At 41.9% G+C, this 20898-nt stretch carries 16 protein-coding genes; 5 read left to right on the top strand and 11 right to left on the bottom strand.

The annotated features are described in order from the left end of the window. The 4 genes from F607_RS35175 to purL form a co-directional block, all read right to left on the bottom strand. A partial coding sequence (locus F607_RS35175) for a hypothetical protein (RefSeq protein WP_211233661.1) occupies window positions 1-219 on the bottom strand: 219 nt, incomplete at its 3' end. A 59-nt stretch (window positions 220-278) separates the two neighbouring features. Continuing rightward, the gene (locus tag F607_RS0116980; RefSeq protein ID WP_027709061.1) at window positions 279-1250 is read right to left on the bottom strand and encodes a hypothetical protein; all 972 of its coding nucleotides are present in this window, start codon (window positions 1248-1250) and stop codon (window positions 279-281) included. A 431-nt stretch (window positions 1251-1681) separates the two neighbouring features. Beyond that, entirely contained in the window at window positions 1682-2569 is an 888-nt protein-coding gene (locus F607_RS0116975; RefSeq protein WP_038291674.1) for a PhzF family phenazine biosynthesis protein, read from the bottom strand. Between the two features lie 184 nt (window positions 2570-2753). Next, the gene (purL, locus tag F607_RS0116970) at window positions 2754-6674 is read right to left on the bottom strand and encodes a phosphoribosylformylglycinamidine synthase (RefSeq protein ID WP_027709059.1); all 3921 of its coding nucleotides are present in this window, start codon (window positions 6672-6674) and stop codon (window positions 2754-2756) included. A 257-nt stretch (window positions 6675-6931) separates the two neighbouring features. Here purL and mltF point away from each other — a divergent pair, with 257 nt between their 5' ends. Beyond that, window positions 6932-8407, top strand: coding sequence for a membrane-bound lytic murein transglycosylase MltF (gene mltF / locus F607_RS30175; protein ID WP_051311577.1), 1476 nt, complete (start codon window positions 6932-6934; stop codon window positions 8405-8407). A 17-nt stretch (window positions 8408-8424) separates the two neighbouring features. On the opposite strand, the gene tadA is transcribed toward mltF, so the two are convergent. After that, window positions 8425-8988 carry a tRNA adenosine(34) deaminase TadA gene (gene tadA / locus F607_RS0116960; RefSeq protein WP_084611295.1) on the bottom strand — a complete coding sequence of 188 codons (564 nt, stop codon included), beginning with the start codon at window positions 8986-8988 and terminating at the stop codon, window positions 8425-8427. Window positions 8989-9077: 89 nt separating this feature from the next. Here tadA and F607_RS0116955 point away from each other — a divergent pair, with 89 nt between their 5' ends. Together F607_RS0116955 and F607_RS0116950 are read left to right on the top strand one after the other, a co-directional pair. Then, window positions 9078-10280, top strand: coding sequence for an HDOD domain-containing protein (locus F607_RS0116955; protein ID WP_027709057.1), 1203 nt, complete (start codon window positions 9078-9080; stop codon window positions 10278-10280). 56 nt (window positions 10281-10336) lie between these two features. Beyond that, the gene (locus F607_RS0116950; RefSeq protein ID WP_027709056.1) at window positions 10337-11725 is read left to right on the top strand and encodes a class II fumarate hydratase; all 1389 of its coding nucleotides are present in this window, start codon (window positions 10337-10339) and stop codon (window positions 11723-11725) included. Window positions 11726-11754: 29 nt separating this feature from the next. Here the strand turns inward: F607_RS0116950 and F607_RS0116945 are convergent, their stop codons facing one another. Further along, a complete protein-coding gene (locus tag F607_RS0116945; RefSeq protein ID WP_027709055.1) occupies window positions 11755-12369 on the bottom strand; it encodes a hypothetical protein in 615 nt (204 codons plus the stop codon). Between the two features lie 389 nt (window positions 12370-12758). Between F607_RS0116945 and F607_RS0116940 the strand changes: the two genes are divergently transcribed. Next, complete coding sequence (locus F607_RS0116940) at window positions 12759-13334, top strand: DUF3011 domain-containing protein (RefSeq protein WP_027709054.1); 576 nt, start codon at window positions 12759-12761, stop codon at window positions 13332-13334. Between the two features lie 128 nt (window positions 13335-13462). Here F607_RS0116940 and F607_RS0116935 read toward each other — a convergent pair whose 3' ends face one another. The 5 genes from F607_RS0116935 to F607_RS0116910 all read right to left on the bottom strand — a co-directional run bounded on the left by F607_RS0116935 (window position 13463) and on the right by F607_RS0116910 (window position 19516). Continuing rightward, the gene (locus F607_RS0116935) at window positions 13463-13921 is read right to left on the bottom strand and encodes a GNAT family N-acetyltransferase (RefSeq protein ID WP_027709053.1); all 459 of its coding nucleotides are present in this window, start codon (window positions 13919-13921) and stop codon (window positions 13463-13465) included. 133 nt (window positions 13922-14054) lie between these two features. After that, window positions 14055-15506, bottom strand: coding sequence for a phosphatidylserine decarboxylase (locus tag F607_RS0116930; protein ID WP_027709052.1), 1452 nt, complete (start codon window positions 15504-15506; stop codon window positions 14055-14057). Between the two features lie 623 nt (window positions 15507-16129). Further along, window positions 16130-17611 (bottom strand): glycine betaine ABC transporter substrate-binding protein, encoded by a 1482-nt coding sequence (locus F607_RS0116920; RefSeq protein WP_027709051.1) that lies wholly within the window; start codon window positions 17609-17611, stop codon window positions 16130-16132. Between the two features lies 1 nt (window position 17612). Beyond that, the gene (locus F607_RS0116915; RefSeq protein WP_051311576.1) at window positions 17613-18359 is read right to left on the bottom strand and encodes an ATP-binding cassette domain-containing protein; all 747 of its coding nucleotides are present in this window, start codon (window positions 18357-18359) and stop codon (window positions 17613-17615) included. Between the two features lie 620 nt (window positions 18360-18979). After that, window positions 18980-19516: an acyloxyacyl hydrolase gene (locus F607_RS0116910; RefSeq protein WP_051311575.1), complete on the bottom strand. Its 537-nt coding sequence runs from the start codon at window positions 19514-19516 to the stop codon at window positions 18980-18982. A gap of 394 nt (window positions 19517-19910) precedes the next feature. On the opposite strand from F607_RS0116910, the gene F607_RS0116905 reads away from it, so the two are divergent. Further along, complete coding sequence (locus F607_RS0116905) at window positions 19911-20648, top strand: hypothetical protein (protein WP_027709048.1); 738 nt, start codon at window positions 19911-19913, stop codon at window positions 20646-20648. Window positions 20649-20898: the final 250 nt, after the last annotated feature.

Below are 20898 nucleotides of genomic sequence, written 5' to 3'. Positions count from 1 at the left end.
AGCAGATTGCTGAGAAGCGGCTAAAACACCGCTGATATCTTGAACAAACTTCTTTACATGTGGTGTAGGGTTAATAATCACAAACCGTCGTCTAGTAGTCGCTATTGATAGACAGAAGCGGTATATTACTACACAACTGGTCTGCAGTCGGGGTGTTGATCGTTCTTTGCAAGGCGAAGAAAAGGAGCCCTGGCTGTAGTCCAGTCTTCTCAGAACCATCTTACCCAGCTAGTCAAGCATTAAAAACTCCGGAATCGAGTGACAGAATTATTAACGTGTCAATGCATTAACCACTCTGCAATTATCCGAGTGACACTTAGGTTATCAAGGTAGCCATAAAATTTATGGGGATTGAGTCCATGCTCACCAACCCAAAAGTTATACACAATATGATCCTGGATAAGCTCCACCAGTTGGCGTTGATACATTGGATAAAAATAATCTGCATGGCGTAAATCGCGAGCAACATAATCATCTGCCGCAGAGAAGTTATGCCACTCACTGATATTTTTTGGATAACGGCCATCATCTGGCTCATGAACATCATACAGTTGTTTTGCGACAGCAGGTTCAGCTAAGGGGGAACCAACGGTGATAAATAAATTCACTTTTTTATCATGCAATGCTTGATATTCACTCATACGAGACAACTTCCAAAGCACATCATATGTCACGGCACAACCTAAACTGTGTGCTATAATGCAAATATCATCACCTTTATGCAGTGCTGGGACGAGTATTTCCTGCAACCTGTGCCGAATCATAGAGCCAATAGTTCGATATCTAAAATATGCACCCAAATCTGGCATAACTGCATTTATAATTTCATCATTAATCCCAAGCAAATTAACGACATGACTAATAAAGTTAATACTGTCGCTTGTATTTGAAAAATGATTAAGCTGGAACTTTAAGTGCGAGTAAGCATCTGAGGATTGCTGTTTTATATCAAATAATGATTCCATTGCTGCATCATAACGACCGTTTGGCTCATAACTATATTCCCACCTTTTAAGGAAATCAGTTACTATTTTTTTCTTTGGTCGCTGGTGGGAAGCCCATATTATGGCATTAGTAACATCACCATAGTAAACCAACTCAACAGGAACTACTTTACTGATAACTGCCTGCGCAACTTCCTCAGAATATCTCGACAAGCCATGACACAATGCTTTGTATACCAGCCGGTATTTTTCATTTTCTTTCGGTTTAGTTGCCCGTCCATGCACGACTATAATTCTTTTACCCATTCACTCAGCCCTTGTGTCTTTATCCCTAATACTCGATTCCGAAGTTTTTTCTTCTTGACTTTTTTATTTCTGAAATAAATCAATAAGTTATAGAAATAGGCTGCCATGTGACAACAAGTGTTTACTAACTATGTATACACTGAGTCTTGGAGCTTTTAGTTTTGCAAGCATTAAAAACTTCGGAATCGAGTAATAATTTCCTTGCCCTTTCCCCTGCCCCCCCTTAAGTCTTAAGGGACATATATCCTTCACAAATCATTTTTAGGGTATGAAGAATATTTATACCCTTCACGAATGGTTTCTAGGTTTTGTTATCTTCACACCTCACCCCAATCACCTATTAATATAGGCTCATGGGACTTCGTCACTCGATGGCCGCACCTAAAAACCATTCGTATTAGGTATATTATGGGCATATAATCTAACTTTTTTTAGTAATTAATTATTTTACTTGTATCAAGTTGAGCATATCCACCCACATAGACATGTGCGATTTCTTGCTGTACGGTTTCAATTTTAACCTGCAATAATGAGGGGGATGGTGGCTGTAAATAATGCCCTTGTTCGATGCTAAACTGAGACTTTTTCATATTAATAAATTCATATAAAAAGCCACCTAACACACCTGCGGCTACCCCCGTAGCAGACTCTTCTTTTATACCAAAACGAGGTGCAAATAAACGTGCACTGGCGTCATGCCCCTGCTGCTTCACATCCAAGGAAAACAAATAGCAACCCACCACATCAAGGTATTCAGAGTATTGTTTAAGCGTTTCATCTACAATCCACGCTTTTTTTAATACTGCTGCATTTTTTAGCGGAATCAGCAAAAAAGGGTTACCTGTATCGCCAATAACAGGTTGTAACGGCGTTAGTAAATCCCGACTACTCAGGTTAAGTCCCTCTAATAATGTCTGCTCGTCATAAGCCTGCCAGATATCCAATGGCGCATGAAAAACCGGTGATTTTTGCTCAATAAATACCTGGTCATTTTCAAAATACACCTTACGAATACCATCAATGGTTTCTTTCGTAGCTTCTGAGGACTGCCACTTGCCTTGCTCCCGCAACAAACTAAACACAGCAAGTGTGGCATGACTACTATGGGCAATTTGGGCTTGTGGAGTAAAAAATTCGATTTTTACTGTAGCGACTGTTGAGTGTGATACAAATGCGGTACGAAAAGTGCCGGACTTATGAGCAATTTCCTGCTTGGCTTCTGATGAAAGCTGATCAGCATCTAATATTACGGTTGCGGGGTTACCGCCTTCATTACGATCAGTAAAAGCATGCACTCTGTGTAGTGTAGTCTGGGCCATGAACTGCTCCTTGTTCAGGCAACAGGCACTGATTGATGACCAGTGCCTGTTTAATTCTAAGTCACGATTATAGGTTAGCCACTGATATACACTTCATTACCAGTATATCAATAACGAAATGTATTAACAGTTGACCGCCTCAAGTATAGCAAAACAACAATACTCGATATTTCACCCACCTAGGCTAGCCAACCCACACTCTGGCATTACGAAACATTCTTAACCAAGGTGCATCTTCTCCCCATGCAGGTGGATGCCATGAGTGTTGAACAGCCCGGAATACACGCTCAGGATGCGGCATCATAATCGTGACACGACCATCAGTTGTTGTTAATCCAGTAACACCTTTTGGAGATCCATTAGGGTTAGCAGGATATTGCTCTGTTACCTTTCCATAATTATCTACGTAACGTAGACTAATGATCCCTTCTGACTCGGCTTGTTGCCGTGCTTGCTCAGATGCAAATTCAGCATAGCCCTCACCATGTGCAACAGCAATTGGTAAAAATGAGTCCTCCATATCTGCCAATAGAATTGAAGGTGATGACTCGACCTTAACCCGACAAAAACGTGCTTCAAACTGTTCCGACTGATTTCGTACAAAGTGTGGCCAGGCATCAGCCCCAGGAATTAACTCCCGCAAGTTGGAAAGCATTTGGCAACCATTACATACCCCTAAGGTAAAACTGTCTTCGCGATTAAAAAACTCAACGAACTGATCCCTGGCACGCCGATTAAATAGAATCGACTTCGCCCAACCTTCACCCGCGCCTAATACATCACCATAAGAGAATCCACCACAAGCCACCAGTCCATTAAACTGGTCAAGGGTTACTTGCCCCGAAAGGATCTCACTCATATGAACATCAACAGCCATAAAGCCTGCGCGATCAAATGCGGCTGCCATTTCTACCTGCCCATTCACCCCCTGCTCTCGCAGCACAGCAATAGATGGCCTGTACCCTGAGTTAATAAAAGGCGCTGCAACATCCTTTTGAGGTTTAAACGAAGTAATTACAGACAAACCTGGATCCTGCTCATCAAGCAATTGGTCAAACTCTTGTTGAGCACATTCAGGGTTATCCCGTAATGCTTGAATCCGATAGCTGGTTTCAGCCCACCACTGCTGCCACTTCACTCGTGAGCCTTCCAGCACCACTATGTCCTCAAACGTAAAGACTAGCTGTTGATCATCGCTGACGGTGCCTAAGTGGTGTATACAAGCAGTCTCCAGACCTGCTTTTACCAGCTCAGACTCAACGTACTCCTCATCCGCTGCTCTGACCTGAATAACAGCACCTAATTCCTCATTGAATAACCCAGACATCATCGCTTCTTGTTGAGGCACATAACTATCAAGTGCAATACGCAAACCTGTATGTCCAGCAAAAGCCATTTCAGCTAAGGTAGCAAGCAGCCCACCATCGGAGCGGTCATGGTAAGCCAGCAGCTTCTGCTCCTGGTTAAGTCGCTGGATAGCCACAAAGAACCGGCTTAGGCGCTGAGGTTCATCCACATCTGGAGACTGATCACCTGTTTGACTATAGACCTGTGCCAAGGCCGAACCACCCAACCGCTGCCATCCTCCTGCCAGATCAATAAGCATTAACTTCGTCGACCCCTGATCAGTTATAAGCTGAGGTGTTAAGGTATGTCGTACATCTTGCACTGGCGCAAAAGCAGAAATAATAAGTGACATTGGCGCCGTCACTGACTTTTCTTCGCCGTGTTCCTGCCATTGGGTACGCATAGACATAGAGTCTTTACCCACTGGAATGGTTAAACCTAATTCCGGGCAAAGTTCCATACCCACCGCTTTCACGGTGTCATACAGTACAGCATCCTCACCATCATGGCCGGCTGCAGCCATCCAGTTCGCCGATAGCTTAATGTCACTGAGCTTATCAATCCGTGCAGCAGCAATGTTGGTAATGGCTTCGCCAATGGCCATTCTTCCTGAGGCAGGTCCATCTAATACCGCAAGAGGAGTTCGCTCCCCCATAGCCATCGCTTCACCTGTGTAACTATTCAGGGTGGTTGAGGTGACAGCAACATCCGCCACAGGCACCTGCCAAGGCCCAACCATTTGATCCCGACACACCATACCCGTGATTGAACGATCACCAATCGTGATCAAAAAGCTCTTACTGGCCACGGCAGGGAGCTTCAACACACGCTCTACAGCCTCCTCAAGTCGCACACCTGAAACATTTAAGGGCGGTAAGCTCACTTCACGGCGCTGAACATGGCGATGCATTTTAGGTGGTTTACCCAATAACACATCAAGTGGTAAATCCACTGGCTTATTTTTGAAGTGCTTATCTGTCAAGGTTAAATGGGTTACTTTAGTTGCCTCACCTACCACGGCATAGGGACAACGCTCTCGTTCACAGATCGCGATAAAGGCTTCCAGTGCTACAGGTGCAACAGCAAGTACATAACGCTCTTGTGACTCATTACACCAAATAGCAAGTGGTGACATGCCAGGTTCATCATTAGGAACAGCCCGCAGCTCAAACTTACCACCACATCCCCCATCATTTACCAGCTCAGGCAACGCATTAGAAAGACCACCCGCGCCCACATCATGAATAAAAGCAATGGGGTTATCTGCTCCCATCTGCCAGCACTGGTCAATCACCTCCTGGCAGCGTCGCTCCATTTCCGGGTTATCCCGCTGTACGGAAGCAAAGTCCAAATCAGCTTCGGCTTCACCTGAGGCCATGGAAGAGGCGGCTCCCCCACCCAGGCCAATCTGCATGGCTGGACCACCAAGCACAATCAGCTTTGCACCGACAGGGATTTCCCCTTTATTAACATGTTCAGCTTTTATGCTGCCATGACCTCCTGCCAGCATAATAGGTTTATGGTACCCCCTTACCTCTGCGCCCTGCTTCGTTGGGATATGTTGCTCATAAGTACGGAAATAACCACACAGATTGGGACGACCAAACTCGTTATTAAAACCAGCACCGCCCAATGGGCCATCCAGCATAATAGCCAAAGCCGAAACAATCCGATCCGGCTTGCCATAAGGCACTTCCCAAGGTTGCTGAAAGCCAGGAATATTTAAATTAGAAACTGAAAAACCTGTAAGTCCTGCTTTCGGTTTAGAACCGCGGCCAGTAGCACCTTCATCACGAATTTCCCCTCCTGAGCCTGTTGCAGCACCTGGATAAGGTGCAATGGCCGTGGGGTGATTATGGGTTTCAACCTTCATCAAAATATGAACGGGTTGACGATGATATTCGTATGCCTTGCTTTCAGACTCAGGATAAAAACGATCAGCAGTAAATCCTTGTATTACAGAAGCATTATCACTGTAAGCGGATAGCACGCCTTCCTGATGCATGGTGTAAGTGTTTTTTATCATGGCAAACAGCGAGAGATCCTGCTCTTCACCATCAATCGTCCATTGAGCATTAAATATTTTGTGTCGGCAGTGTTCTGAGTTAGCTTGCGCAAACATCATTAACTCAACATCAGTGGGGTCACGCTGAAGCTGCAGATAGCTCGCCAAAAGGTAGTCAATCTCATCATCAGCCAAGGCTAAGCCAAGCTGTTGATTCGCCTGTACCAAGGCATCACGTCCTTTACCTAAAACAGGCACGGTGGCAAGAGGTGCAGGTTCAGTGGTTGCAAATAACTGCGCAGCCTGTGTCATACTGTCCAGAACCACATCATCAAATGCCGTCTGCGTCATCCGGTCAAACAAACAGCTCTTGACGGCTATTTTGTCTTCAGTCGTCAATGGATCACTTGTTAATAAATTGTAAAGTGTTCCTCGTTCAATGCGCTGAATGTTATGAAGACCACAGTTATGCGCAATATTTGTCGCTTTGCTGGACCAGGGGGAAATAGTACCAGGACGAGGTGTCACAAGAATCAAGGAGCCGTCTAAATCATGACTGATTCTTTTCGGTCCATATTGAAGAAGTCGCTGAAGGAGCTGTAATTGAGGGGAAGAAAGGGGGGATGATAGGTGGATAAAATGGCGAAACTCGGCGTATAAATCTGTGATTTTTGGCACTTTTGACCGGACTTCAGCAAGTAATTTTAACCGGCGAAACTCGGACAAAGCAGGTGCACCGCGCAATTCAAGCATGGTAGATTCGGACCTCTTTCTTTATCGTCTGCTTGTAAAGTATCAGCATGTTGCTGTACCCAGGGACTCGTCAGGTACGAGGACAAACCAGCATAACCACTAACCAGAACAGGTATTCTGTCGGGCGCTAATCATACTGGATAAGCTCACTAACAGCCACCGTCTCGCCACTGTTCTCTTTAGAATATCGCTTAAGAGTTTTCCAAATGTTGTTCGTATCAGTTAATATTAATTTTTAAATACAAATGATTAGGTGCATGGTTCAGCAATATTGGTTTTGGCTTACATATTACCAGCGTTGGTCACGGGAGCTTTTGATACTACCTGTAGTACTGTTACTCGCCGCCTGTGAACAACCAGTCAGCACCCTTGATCAAATAAAACAGTCCAATACTCTATGGGTAATTACCCGTAATAGTCCTACTACCTATTTTCAGTGGCGAGACCAGCCCACTGGCTTTGAGTATGAGCTGGCCAGATTGTTTGCCAAAGATTTAGGTGTCGAGCTAAAACTCGTGACGGCTAATTCGCTGCAGGACATTTTTGCTTCCATTAGCTCAGGTCCCCATGAACACCGCTTTCATATTGCCGCTGCGGGTTTAAGCATTACCAAAGACCGACAACAACGAGTCCGCTTTGGTCCCCCCTATATGAACGTTAATTTGAGCCTTATATATAATACAAGTCAGTCACGACCTACATCACTTGCTGACTTGGTAGGTAAGCGGGTAATGGTTATGGCAGACAGTAGTCATGAAGAGCGACTGAAAGAAGCCAGTGAAACGCTTAATCTGACATGGGAGTCAACCACTGAGCATGAAGCCATGGACCTTATAAAAATGGTCAATGATGGGGAAATAGATTACTCCATTGTCGATTCTAATGTGCTGGCTATGAATTATATTTATTTTCCTAAAGTCCGCTCCGCATTTGATTTACAACCCAGTGAACAGCTCGCCTGGGCGCTTTCTCCCAACACTGATGCCGAATTTGTAGCACGAATAACGCAGTTCTTTGAGAAAATACGTAAAAACGGCACACTCGACCAATTAAATGAACGCTTTTATGGGCATGTCGATCAGCTCAACTATGTTGGCGTTAAAACCTTTATTCAACAAACTCATAAGCGTTTACCCAAACATGAAAAACAGTTTAAGCGTGTCGCTAAAAAGTATGAAATGGACTGGCGACTTCTTGCGGCAATAGGCTACCAAGAGTCGCACTGGCGAGCCAGAGCAAAATCCCCAACAGGGGTTAGAGGACTTATGATGCTAACCCGCCCCACCGCCAAAGAAGTGGGTGTTAAAAATAGGCTAGATCCTCAGCAAAGCATTAGAGGTGGTGCAAAATATTTTCAGAAAATTAAAAAGCGACTCCCCGAAGAAATTAAAGAGCCTGATCGCACCTGGATGGCGCTAGCAGCTTATAACGTTGGCTTTGGTCATCTACAGGATGCACGTGAAATTACCCGAAAGCTGGGTGGTAATGCAAATAAGTGGGTTGATGTTAAAAAAAGTTTACCGCTGCTGGCTAAAAAGCAATGGTTCAGTCAAACCCGCTATGGTTATGCCCGTGGCTACGAACCTGTGCTTTATGTGCAAAATATTCGTCGCTATTATGATTTACTGCAATGGCTAACAGTCCCTAAAGATGAAACCTCAACGACCATTCAAGCAGCCCATTCCCCAGGGATTTATGAGCCAGATAAAGCCAGCAGCATAAAAGTTAACTAACAGGCGTCTAACACCATTTACGCCTTATCTGATGTATGTTTGTTATTCTGCTTCAATTGTTTACGAGCACTTCGCCGCCACTGAAAAAAACTCTGTAGTAATGCACTCGACTCATCGGCTAACACCCCCCCCGTTACCTCAACCTGATGGTTCATATAATCTGCTTGTAACAACTGGTTTTTACTCTTAATAGCACCCGATTTCGGTTCTGAGGCACCATACACCAAACGTTGTATACGGCTATGTACCAGTGCGCCAGCACACATAGTACAAGGCTCAAGGGTTACATAGAGTGTACAATGCAACAACCGATAATTTTGTAATACAGCAGCCCCTTGTTGTAGCGCCATGATTTCCGCATGAGCGGTTGGGTTGCATTGTGAAATGGGCTGGTTAAACCCTGCACTGAGTAGCCGTCCATGCTTTACTAATACAGCCCCAACAGGGACTTCCCCTTGTTGTGCTGCAAGCCGGGCCTGCTGAAGGGCAAATTGCATCCAAAAGCGGTCAACGACCGTTTGACCTGGCGCGTTTTGTTGGCAGGAAGATAACAAGTAATGGGTGGACGGAACGTGTGGCATAGAAGTTACGAGGTTTTTACCGATTTGCACTATTTATGTCTACAATTTAAGTCAGACCATGGAACGAAACACATTACAAAGGATTTGTCATGACTGCAATACAGGCGATTCCCCCTAACCTTGATCTTAAACAGTTTGATATTTTCAAACCACTAAATCAGGCAGATATAATTCTTTTAAGCCATGCAGGCTCACTCGTAGAAATTCCTAAAAATAAGAATATTTTTAATTTAGGTGAACAAGATAATCATGACTATTTCCTTGTTGATGGCACTATAGAGTTAATTGCGGCCGATGAGCGTAGTAAAGAAATTAAAGGAGGCACCCCTACCGCCGTTGCGCCACTCGCAAGATTGCGCCCCCGCCAATTCTCTGGAAAATCCAAAACAGCTGTTAAACTTATTATTTTTGAACATGATAAATTAGCTCGATTTCTTCGCCTCCGGCAATCCAGAGGGGGCGGTCAAGAACAAAGTCTGGAGCAACAGATCGCCCAAGAAATCTTATCAGGACAAACTATTTTACAGTCACTGCCCAAAGCGATTGAGCTCATCAAGCAGCAGAACTTAAAAGCCCCCACCATTGAAGCACTAGCACAAACCATTGCCTTTGATTTAGCTATTTGCTGCAAAGTAATGTCAACCGCTAATACGCCTTTGTTTAGCCCTTATCAACCAGTATGTACACTGACTGAAGCAATAAAAACCCTGGGCACCGATACCTGCATGCAATTGATGGAATATTACTGTCAGAGTGAAGTGCAATTTGAAAGTAATAGTTTTGTCCTTAAGGTCATGAGAAACATCTGGTTGCAAAGTGCTGAGGTTGGTAGTCTTTGTTACTTAATCGCCAAAGAAACTAAAAGACTAAACCCTGAAGCAAGCCTACTATTGGGAATGATAAACTTTTTAGGTCAGCTTGCCATTTTAAGTTATGGTGTTCATCATGATTATTTTGAAGAGCTAGCCAATCAGTTCACCCCAGATGAAACACAGCAAATTGCGCATTTTATTCTAGAAAAATGGAATTTTCCCGTTGAGTTTTGTGCTGCGGTGAAACACAGTTGCCAATGGCAGTATCAGTCTTCAAATGAACAAGACTACACATCGTTATTAATACTTGCCAATTTAATCATGCGCAAACGTCATCAACCACAAAACCAAGGACTGCCCGATATTCTTAGTATCCCGGCGGCTAGCCATTTTGATCATCACTATTTACAGCAAGTGCTCAATAATCGTAGTCATGACGGTGGACCATCCATTACTGAATATCAAAAACTACTCGCTTAACATGACTGCACTCATCAAGCGTAAAATTCAATAAGCGCGGTAAGAGTTAAATTATTATGAAAGACAAGTTTCGTACCGTATCTGACAGCATGGGTGATTTAGAAGTCCCTATCGATGCCCTTTATGGCGCTCAAACTCAACGTGCCATTGATAATTTTAAGCTCAGCGGTTTAACATTTTCAACGCACTTTATTGTCGCCCTGGCACAAATAAAACATGCCGCTGCTGAAGCCAATCAAAGCCTGGGATTATTACCTGCTAGCATTGGTAAAGCAATCTGTGAGGCTGCTACTGAAATCATTCGCGGAAAATACCATGACCAGTTTCCTGTTGATGTTTTTCAAACAGGTTCTGGCACCAGCACCAATATGAATATGAATGAAGTGCTAGCCACTTTAGCTTCTCAAGCGCAAGAACAGCCCGTACATGCCAATGATCATGTCAATATGGGACAAAGCAGTAATGATGTCATCCCGACAGCGATTCATATCAGCAGTGCTCAACAAATCGCCAATCAGCTACTGCCAGCTTTGACCCACCTGCATCAACGCCTTGCCCAGCGTGCTAGCGAACATATGCATACAGTTAAAACGGGCCGCACTCATCTCATGGATGCCATGCCTGTCACGCTAGGTCAGGAGTTAACCGGCTGGGCCCAGCAAATAAATGATTGCCGTAATCGTATCCGCGCCGTCCTACCCCGTTTACATACTATTGCTTTGGGCGGGACTGCAGTAGGCACGGGGATTAATACACACTCAGCCTTTGCAACTGAAGCCATGGGGCGGCTTAGTGTGTTAACAAACTTAGACTTAACAATGGCACCAAGCTTTTTCACCTTAATCAGCTGTCAAGATACTGCCGTCGAGCTTTCAGGCCAGCTAAAAACTCTTGCCATCGCCCTTATCAAAATCAGTAATGACTTACGTTGGATGAACAGTGGTCCACAGGCAGGTCTCGGCGAAATTACCTTGGAGGCATTGCAGCCTGGTAGCAGCATTATGCCTGGCAAAGTAAACCCTGTTATTCCTGAAGCAGTAATGATGGCCGCAGCTCAAGTGGTGGGTAATGATGCCACCATTACCTTGGCAGGTCAGTCAGGTAATTTTCAATTAAATGTGATGCTTCCGGTGATTGCATTTAACCTGTTACAAAGTATTGAGTTACTCAGTAATTGTGCCAATACCTTAGCGGATCAAGCGATTGCCACCTTTAAAGTTAATCAGTCAACCATTAACCAACCTTTATACCGTAACCCAATTTTAGTCACCGCACTCAACCCAATTATTGGCTATGAAAAAGCCGCAGCGATTGCCAAACAGGCCTATCAACAGGACCGACCTGTTCTCGATGTAGCACTAGAAAACACCTCATTAAGTAAAGAGCACCTGGAACAGCTCCTTGACCCTTTCAAACTGACCCGAGGGGGGCTTGAACACGAGTAGATACTGCGCTCAGCCTAGTAGTAAACAGGTTACGGGTTGAGGTAGTCCTTAAGGTTTTGATGAGCAATATTCAAATGGACTTCTGTAAACGCTGGACGACACTGATGTAAGGTTTGCACTGCAAGTCCATGAATCATTGCCTGAGGGTTTTCTTCTTCCAGTCTGCTCAACACCGTTAAAAAATAGCGCATTAAGTCAGGTTGATAGTGCTGACAAAAGTGGTCAACAATAAAGGGTAAAGCAGGGTCCATTCGTTGCAGGTGGTGACTTCGACATTCTGGATGCCCAGGGATAATATCCTGGCGCTGGTTTATATTCTGCTCTTCCTGTTGTAATAAGGTGCGAATAAATTGGCGCTGATCCTGCTCAGACAGTGTCATTAATGGTTGTATAAAACTACTTGGCACATAGCCTGTCTGTTCCTGGCGCCAATCCTGAATGACAACCATTTTTCTGCCTGGAATCGGAATATATAGATAGTATTCACAAGCAGATAAGTAACCAGCAGGTTGAGTTTGGATTGAGCTTGTTTGATAAAACACAACTTTTTGTTGTCCAGGTACTAACCTTGCCACCTGCCAGTCCGCACGAGTAAATAATGTTACGAATATTAGCCCTACAAACAACGCTAGCCGCATAACCATTTTTTATGTCCTTACTTCCTTTTGTGTTCAGCACACACCCTATTTTATTGGGCTAATATTGAGTCGCCTTGGATAAAACTGATTGACAGTCTATCAATATGCTTTATAAAGCGGGCCACTATACTGAATTTTTTATCAAGGACAAATGGGTTATTTCACATAAACTACGAACATTAGTCTTATAAATGCATGTGAATTAAACATCCTTCATGACTGTTAACCAGTTCGCCATTAAGAAAGATATATACCCAAATATACCCATATATACTCATGCATTCTTCTCACAAACAACACCTCCCTTTATCAATAGCGTCATGGCTTTGGTGTATAACTACTCTTGTGCGATAAACACAACTGGATAAACTTAATCAGCACAAGGAACCGCTACCATGCGTTATTTACGTTTTAGCAACCCATTCATGGTTCGCAAAACAATTTTTAACCACTTAGCTAAAATGCTAACAGTTTGTAGTCTGGCAATAAGTGTACCGACTCTAGGCCAACAGCTAGAAGCAAATGATATTCAAAGGTACTTGAACGATACCCAATTAGCAGAAGCCGCGGGCTATAAAACCCTTTACGTTGTCTGTGAAAGCCACAACTACCAACCTGAAGTCTGCACCTTGGGTGATTTAAAAATAGTCCACACTAATGTTCATAAAAAATTATCAAACTCAAGCTGTAATAATAGTGTATGGTCAACGACCAATAACCAAATCATCACCACTAAAGGGTGTCGTGCCGTATTCCAAGTTCTTGCTAAGCTCAATGTAAACCCAGTCACCCTCCAATGTAGTAGCAACAATTACCAATACCGAGAATGTCCAGTGCCTTTTCAAATAAAAGGTGCATGGTTGAATAAACAACACTCAAAATCAGCCTGCCAACAAGAAAAAAGTTGGGGAACACGTAATAATATACTTTGGGTAAATAATGGCTGTCGAGGAACATTTAATCTTTTTTAACTCTATTAACTGGCAGTAGGTATTACAAGGATAGTCTCTTCGACTGCCGCACTTCTGCGACAGTCGATATGTTATTAACATTCAGGTTTTTTTTAAACTCAGGGATATTCAAATAGAGTTAACAGGCCCTAGCTTAACTTCATCTTCATTCCTTCATGAGAGGCATAAAAGCCCAATTTTTCATAAAATCTAATAGCGTTAGGCCTTTTTTTATCAGTTGTGAGTTGAATGATGCTACACCCTTTTTTCTTTGCTTCTTCTACTGCCCACTCAATGAAACAAGAACCCAAACCTTGCCCTCTAAAATTTCTATGAACTCTTACTCCCTCAATTAAGCACCGCCAGGAACCAGTATGGGTTAAATATGGAATGAATGTTAATTGCAGCATACCAACTATGCTCTTTTCACACTCAACAATCATTAGTTTATTATTAGGATCTAAAATAATAGCATTAAATGCCTGCAAATAAGCCTCATTTAAAGGCAGTGATGTATCTTCTCTCTTCGCTCCCAACTCATCATCTGCCAGCATTTCTACCAGAGCGCTAAGATCATTCTCTACAGCTTTACGAAAGTTCAACTTCAAAACTACATCCCTTTTTTAAAATTAACGCCAAGACAAAATAACTTATTATTCCAAGGTGATTACATATTAACTATAAAACCACCTTAAATAAATACGGCATCATAAGAGGTTTATAATGCCGTATATTTTTAGTTTAACCGTTAGCTATAGCGTACTGGCTTCTAATGGGATAGTGGACATTGGTTTGAGCAGTTATATTAACGTTTGCTTTACGCTCAAAGACCATTACGCAATCAGAACCTCCAAACTGGAAGTATGAAAACATTTCACCTTTACTCAAGTTTTTGCCCACCAAACAGCCCTGAACTTTTTCATTGAGGAAACATACTTGCTGGTTATAATCCAGCTTTTGTTGCTCCTCGGCCGTTAATAAAATAGGTTGATGCCCTTCATCCCTTGGAGTGACAAATACAACTGAAGAAACCTGAGCCATGCCCATCGGTAGAATAGCCACTTTTCCTATACTGGACTCCAGCACTAACAACCCTCGACACTGAACAAACTGGTAACCTGTATTGTCCTCGGCATCAAGAAGCCGTTTGGGAGTAACAATATTCGCGGGTTCTTTATTGCCTTCCTCATCAGCATTTACTGTTAGTTCAACCTCCAAATAGACCTGGCCAGGAATAAATTTAGCCTCTAATATTTTACCTGCTACCGGAGTATGCAACCTATGGTAATCGTATGTGTTCAAAAAACTATGACAAAAAATTCCACCCTCAAATGCATCCGCATAGTCGCTATCTTGCAACAACTCTCGAATAGACCATTCAATGTTTTTAACCACAATGCTGGGAGGTGCAGCCAGCGGAGGTCCAACCTTTGTACTCACCGCCCATTGACCAACAAAGGTTGACTCTGCTGGAAAGACTATCACTTTATCATTCTTAGGCTGTGCTACCGGTCGTTGGACATTAATATCTTTAAATTGACGAGCAAAAAAAGCATTAAAATTTGGGTACTCTTCTGGTGACTTTTCATAATCTTGCCACGCATATTCAGGTGCATATTTAAAGGATGATAAATATTCCGATGAAGCACTTGTATTTAAAAATGAACCCCATTCTACTGCAAAATTGCGCAACCATAGTGAAATAGGTGAAAGCGCCTTCCCTTCCTGAGGTTCAATAGGACTTTGCAATGCTTCTAACTGAGGCTGATTAAAGTAATAATAAAACTGTGTTATACGTAAATACACTGTTCGTTCATGTAAAACTTCTCCATACCAATCCCACACTCGTATTTCTGGAATCCAGGTCGCCAATGCATCCACATAAAAATAGAACTGATCTAAAGTCTTAATCCGATCAAGCTCTGGAATACGTTGCTTGCTGACTTCCTTAATGGCATTTTCGAAAGATGTAGCATAAAAGTTATCATCAATAACGTGCTTTAACTGTTTTGTAATATCCTGTTGTGGTTGATATGTAACCCCCACAGGAGGAAGCTCAGCCAAAAAGGGGCGTGGCTGGCAGGGTAATTGATTTTCAGACTCAGCAAGCGGACCACGTTTGATCGCATTTTGCAGATCCTGAGTTGTAGCAAGACGATGATGAGGAGTTCGAGCTCGAAATTTGCTGCTCATAGTGTTAATTCCTTATAACAATTATTGCTATTTTTTCTCAACAAATAGATATAGCGCCAGCCATCACCTGGCTTAGCTAATTTCAATGTTATTTACAAAATATAATTTTTTAGAAAGAGTTAATTAGGTGAAGTTTAGATTTCAAAAAAGTGGCTAATACGAAACGCCAGCAATCAAAAAAACACCAAACGACCGCGTTGAAATATAATAAAATAGTATGACATTTAAATCATTTGAGTATGCTCTTCACGAATCAGTTTTATACGCACTATCCGTAGCACTACTCTAACGGGCCAGCTGGCACTTTTTAAACACCCTGGGTGAGGTAAGATAACAACCTTCAAAGCCAATTACTTTGTGCATCGGCGACTAGCTCAGCGGTAATCACATATAATTTGCCTTTACGTCCCCCTTGCCCAAAGACCGTATAATGTTCGTCAAACACGCCGTAAATCCTTGCTTGGCGGCTTGATCACCGCATCCTTGCGGCAAACAGTTCGACGTACATTACCCTGCCTTTGTCTTATCCAGACATAAGTCAAAGTATGACTACTGTTTATTTAAATGTGACTGGAAGATTGCAAAAGGTAGGTTTGCAATTTTATATACAATTGACCTGACCGCTAGCCCAAAGTATTCCGCAGATGGGCAGGAATAAAACGTCGCTCTACCCCTTCAAACAGCCACTCAGTAAGAATAGCAAGTAATGCCGCAGGAATAGCACCAAATAAGACTAAAGTCGTATCGTTTAATGAAAGTCCCATCACTATGGGTTCTCCTAAACCACCCGCACCAATAAAAGCTGCCAGTGTCGCAGTACCAATATTAATAATTGCAGCTGTGCGAATCCCCGAAAAAATCATAGGTACTGCAAGGGGTATATAAACATGACGCAATTGCTCTCTAGGGGTTAAGCCCATACCAACAGCGACTTGCTGCATAACTGGGTCAAGTGTTAATAATGCTGTTAATGTATTGCGCACTATAGGCAATAGAGAATACAAAAATAATGCAACTACAGCGGGTACCCAACCAATCCCTAATAAAGGTATCATTAATGCTAAAAGCGCTATTGATGGAATCGTTTGTAATAAACCCGTGCAGTAAACCAGCATACGACTTGCTTGCGGTCGACGATAAACAGCGATGCTGAGAGGAATCCCCACTACACAGGAGCATATCAATGCCACTATCGTCAGCTGTAAATGTTCGATAATATAACGAGGCAGTGATTGCCAGGGACTATTTAGACCCTGTGTGTTGGATTTTTGAATCAAAGCCTCGCCAGTTAAAAATTGTTCTGCAACCTCTGCAAAACTTTGATCATCATTAACAACCTGACTATTCAGCTGCTGCATTTTGGCTTCATCAATATGATTAGCCAAGCCTTGTAGGCTTTTGATTAATGCAGGATCAGCATCAGTGCGAACCAAGGGCACGGCGTCGTACCTCGGAAAAAAGTTTTTATCATCCTTAAGAATCCGTAAGTGATAACGAGCAATATCACCATCTGTTGTGTAAGCATCCGTGATCGCGATTTGTTTATTAGCAATCGCCTGATAAGCTAAACTATGCTCAATACCCACGGGCTGATAAGGTAAACCATAAGCTGCTGCTAATGGCTGCCAACCATCTTTACGCTTTAAAAACTCATGGCTTATGCCCAAGTTTAAATCAGGATAATTAACTAAATCAGAAATCTTGGAAATGTTATTTTTTTTAGCCATTTGTTCACTAATGACTAAAGCATAAGTATTATTAAAACCGAGTCGAGGTAATATCTTTATGCCTTCCTGCTTTGCATGTTGTTGTAGCGTGCTAGGTGAAGGTGTATTTTCTAGTTTCAAAATCGCTTGAGCTAAGGTCCCAGTATATTCCACATAAACATCTATTTCTCCCTGTTTTAAAGCCTCATAGGTAATAATTGTTTTACCCAAGCCTAGTTTGCGCTCAACATTAAAGCCGTCATGTGTCAGTTTTTGCGCAATAATCTCACCAAGTAAATAGCCTTCATTAAATGCTTTACTACCAACTACTACTGTTTTTGCTAGACTCTGCAATGGTAGTAATAAGCCCACGATAAAAACGATAAGCCACCGGTTCATATTAAATATGCTCCTTTACCAGTCGAGCAACATAATCTGTGGCAGGTTGACTCACCACCTGTTCTACCGGCGCAAACTGAACGATCTCGCCTTGCTGCATAACCGCAATATAATCTGATAATTTCACTGCCTCACGCATATCATGAGTAATCAGTAATACCGTTCTTGGCTCTGTTTCCTGTAGCCTTAAAAAATACTGATAAATATCCATACGTGTTATAGGGTCTACAGCAGAGAATGCTTCATCTAACAGGAGAATGGGAGGCTTTAACATCATGGCACGACAAAGCCCAACACGTTGAGCTTGCCCTCCTGACAATTCATGAGGAAACCGAGATAAAATAGCCTGATCAAGCCCCATTTTATCTGCTAAGTAGTCCAAACGTTCCTGAATTGACAATGAGCTCCACTGTTCAAGCTGCGCTAACAATATGACATTATCTGCCGCATTGAGATGAGGAAACAAACCAATTTGCTGAACGGCATACCCCATATGTCTTCGCCAATCAGCTTGATCACTATGAGAGACCTGTTGCCCACAAATATGGATTTCTCCATCATCAGGCAGAACCAAGCCATTAATGAGCTTTAACAAAGTAGATTTACCACAACCACTGGCTCCCACAATAGCGGTTATTTTTTCTGTAGGTAACTCAAAATACAAGTTCTTAAACAGTGGCTGATTATCAAAGCTTAAACTAATATTTCGCAGCTCAACAGCTGCTTTTAGCGTTGAGTCTACTTGCACAACAAACACCCTTACTCATAATAATGTACACTCTCTAAGTTAAACCCTATTTTGTGGGTACAATACTGACTACACTCAGCCTTGCATCTTCAGATTAAACCGAGCTTATAACTTGTTTCTTAGCAGTTTCACGGTATATAGACCATTCACGCAAAAAAAAAGCGGCTATCTTGTAGATAACCGCTTGGGGCAAAACCTTAACATGCATGATTTATAAATTCAAATCCATGCAATTGTATTACTTATTAGTAATGATCTTCACAATATATGCCAACTGTCAGACAAATCAATTTATACCCTTCACAAATCATTTTATGTGCGCTATCCATAGTGCTCACTATGACAGGCCAGTGAAGCTGGTCTAATCTGTTCCCAATACATTAGTCGTTTTTGCTGCACGCTAAAGAACATATCGCTCGGTGTTCTTGACTAACATATCCCCTTCACGAATGATTTCTAGATTTTGTTATCATCATTCCTCAGCCCAGTCACCTATTATTTATAGGCTCATGGGGTTTCGTTACTCGATGGCCGCACCTAAAAACCACTCGTATTGGGTATAAATGGACTATCGTGATGATAACAAAACCGAAAAATCACTGGCGAAAGGTATATTCACGCTAAAAGCTATAGCCTACTGAGAGTCCAGCAAAATTTTGTCCACTGTTTTTTTCTGTTAATCCTCCATTTGAAAAATGTCTAGCGAACAACTCAACATTGATTCCATTATCAAATCGATATCCCACAGCCAGTTTTTCTCCAAATGTAAACTTTGAACTAATCCGATCAGTTTTTTTATCTTTAATATATGCACCTAATCCTAAAGAAAGATAGCTATTAGTCCCACTGAGTAACGCTACATCTTTTGAAAAACCAAAAAAATTAACATCAAACTCTGCTAAGCTGCCATCCCCCTTATATGCACCTACCTCAATATTATTTCGAGCAGGTAGTCTAAAAAAAGTATCAGGTTGACTATAGGAAATGGCTCCAAAATGTAGTTTTTCAAAACCATCACTTCTAAAACTTTCACCACCATGAATAGCCAGTTGATTACTGTTATCACCAAACATGGGATTCATTTCAATATCTTCTGCATATACCTGTAAGGCAAGAAAATTTAATACCAATAATGCGACAAATGTTTCACTTCTCATTATGGCCTCACGACATCATTATTTGCTAATTTGCCATCTTATTGGAGTCAAGCATAACTGATACTGTTTTATCCTACCTATACAAGTTGTTTATTTGACAACTCAAACACAACTTATTTTAGGAATAGAACACAGTCATGCAGCACACAACCACCTCTAATAATAATACTATTACATCTCGCGACAATTTATTCATAATAGTCAAACCCTACACGTAACTTATTTACAACTTTATGCACACCATTAAAACTCTTATCTTTTTATAAAAGCGTTAAACACAGCAAACAAATAATTACTACAATTAACTGCACTTCACAACTTTTTTAATATACATTAATTACTATAAAAAACTCACTTTCAAAAAAAAACAATATTCTATTTGGAGTAATTTTTTATGAAAACCAAAACAAATTTAATTTTTGGTACTATTATTTCTTTTTCAATTATATCAGCAGCAACCTCTAACGCCAGTTCATTTAACGATAGCGATAGCTGTAAAAAATCAGGCACTGGGTATTCTTCGTGTACAACACACGCAGGAATTAACTTTAAAAAAAATAGCACAAAAGTTTCAAATAATAACTGGCCATTATCGAGTCACTTTCCAAACAATGATGATTGGTCGTTCCCAAATTTTCCTGACTTTCCCGACTTTCCTGATTTCCCGAATTTTCCAACGGATAATAATTGGCCTGATACTGATGGCACTTCCACAGATATATGTCAAGACATTGTAAAGGTTGATAAACTTAAAGGTTGGAAGACTACAGGAAATGCAAAACTAACAGGTCCTATCCAAAGTAGTATGTGTGAAGGAAAAAATGAGTTTCACTTAAGTAGCTCCTCATTACAAAATGGAGAACTTATTTATCCACTTACCTCAGGCAAACAATATAAACTGGATATAATTGTGCATGGTTTAAATAATATTGCTACCAAGCTTTATGTTAGTGCCTGTGGGTCACAAAGTACACTGTCAGTTAAAGGTGATGGAAAACAGCACAAATCAACAGGAAGAGCGCAGCTCAACTCTATTAATGCAAACTGTGATGCTATAAAGGTTTACACAGACTACTCTGAGAACCCTAATTATAAAATTGCAATTGATAAACTTGAAGTAACTGAAAAATAGTAGCTATTGTCAATATACCCAAAACGAAGGGTTTTTATACCCCAAGGGCACAAGGGTGCGGCCGTCAAGCGACGAAGCCTTTGGGCAAGTTTACTGCTGTGAAACTTGCGGTAGCCACTTTAATTGATATAGCAGCGCTGCTGGGCGGTTATATTAATAAGTGACTGGGGTGGCAGTTAAATGCTCCTCGGCAATAGCTCCTGCATTGCTCTACTATATGACATCCATGTCATTATGCATAAACTGCATT

Source organism: Zooshikella ganghwensis DSM 15267, from assembly GCF_000428585.1.
Classification (GTDB): Bacteria; Pseudomonadota; Gammaproteobacteria; order Pseudomonadales; family Zooshikellaceae; genus Zooshikella; species Zooshikella ganghwensis.
The sequence above is the reverse complement of the archived record's forward strand: the minus strand, read 5'-3'. Positions and strand labels throughout refer to the sequence as shown.

Bases quoted from the DNA above. Each gene is read 5' to 3' on its own strand.
- F607_RS0116980 (WP_027709061.1), bottom strand. From the start codon at position 1,250: ATGGGTAAAAGAATTATAGTCGTGCATGGACGGGCAACTAAACCGAAA.
- F607_RS0116975 (WP_038291674.1), bottom strand. From the start codon at position 2,569: ATGGCCCAGACTACACTACACAGAGTGCATGCTTTTACTGATCGTAAT.
- purL (WP_027709059.1), bottom strand. From the start codon at position 6,674: ATGCTTGAATTGCGCGGTGCACCTGCTTTGTCCGAGTTTCGCCGGTTA.
- mltF (WP_051311577.1), top strand. From the start codon at position 6,932: ATGGTTCAGCAATATTGGTTTTGGCTTACATATTACCAGCGTTGGTCA.
- tadA (WP_084611295.1), bottom strand. From the start codon at position 8,988: ATGCCACACGTTCCGTCCACCCATTACTTGTTATCTTCCTGCCAACAA.
- F607_RS0116955 (WP_027709057.1), top strand. From the start codon at position 9,078: ATGACTGCAATACAGGCGATTCCCCCTAACCTTGATCTTAAACAGTTT.
- F607_RS0116950 (WP_027709056.1), top strand. From the start codon at position 10,337: ATGAAAGACAAGTTTCGTACCGTATCTGACAGCATGGGTGATTTAGAA.
- F607_RS0116945 (WP_027709055.1), bottom strand. From the start codon at position 12,369: ATGGTTATGCGGCTAGCGTTGTTTGTAGGGCTAATATTCGTAACATTA.
- F607_RS0116940 (WP_027709054.1), top strand. From the start codon at position 12,759: ATGCGTTATTTACGTTTTAGCAACCCATTCATGGTTCGCAAAACAATT.
- F607_RS0116930 (WP_027709052.1), bottom strand. From the start codon at position 15,506: ATGAGCAGCAAATTTCGAGCTCGAACTCCTCATCATCGTCTTGCTACA.
- F607_RS0116920 (WP_027709051.1), bottom strand. From the start codon at position 17,611: ATGAACCGGTGGCTTATCGTTTTTATCGTGGGCTTATTACTACCATTG.
- F607_RS0116910 (WP_051311575.1), bottom strand. From the start codon at position 19,516: ATGAGAAGTGAAACATTTGTCGCATTATTGGTATTAAATTTTCTTGCC.
- F607_RS0116905 (WP_027709048.1), top strand. From the start codon at position 19,911: ATGAAAACCAAAACAAATTTAATTTTTGGTACTATTATTTCTTTTTCA.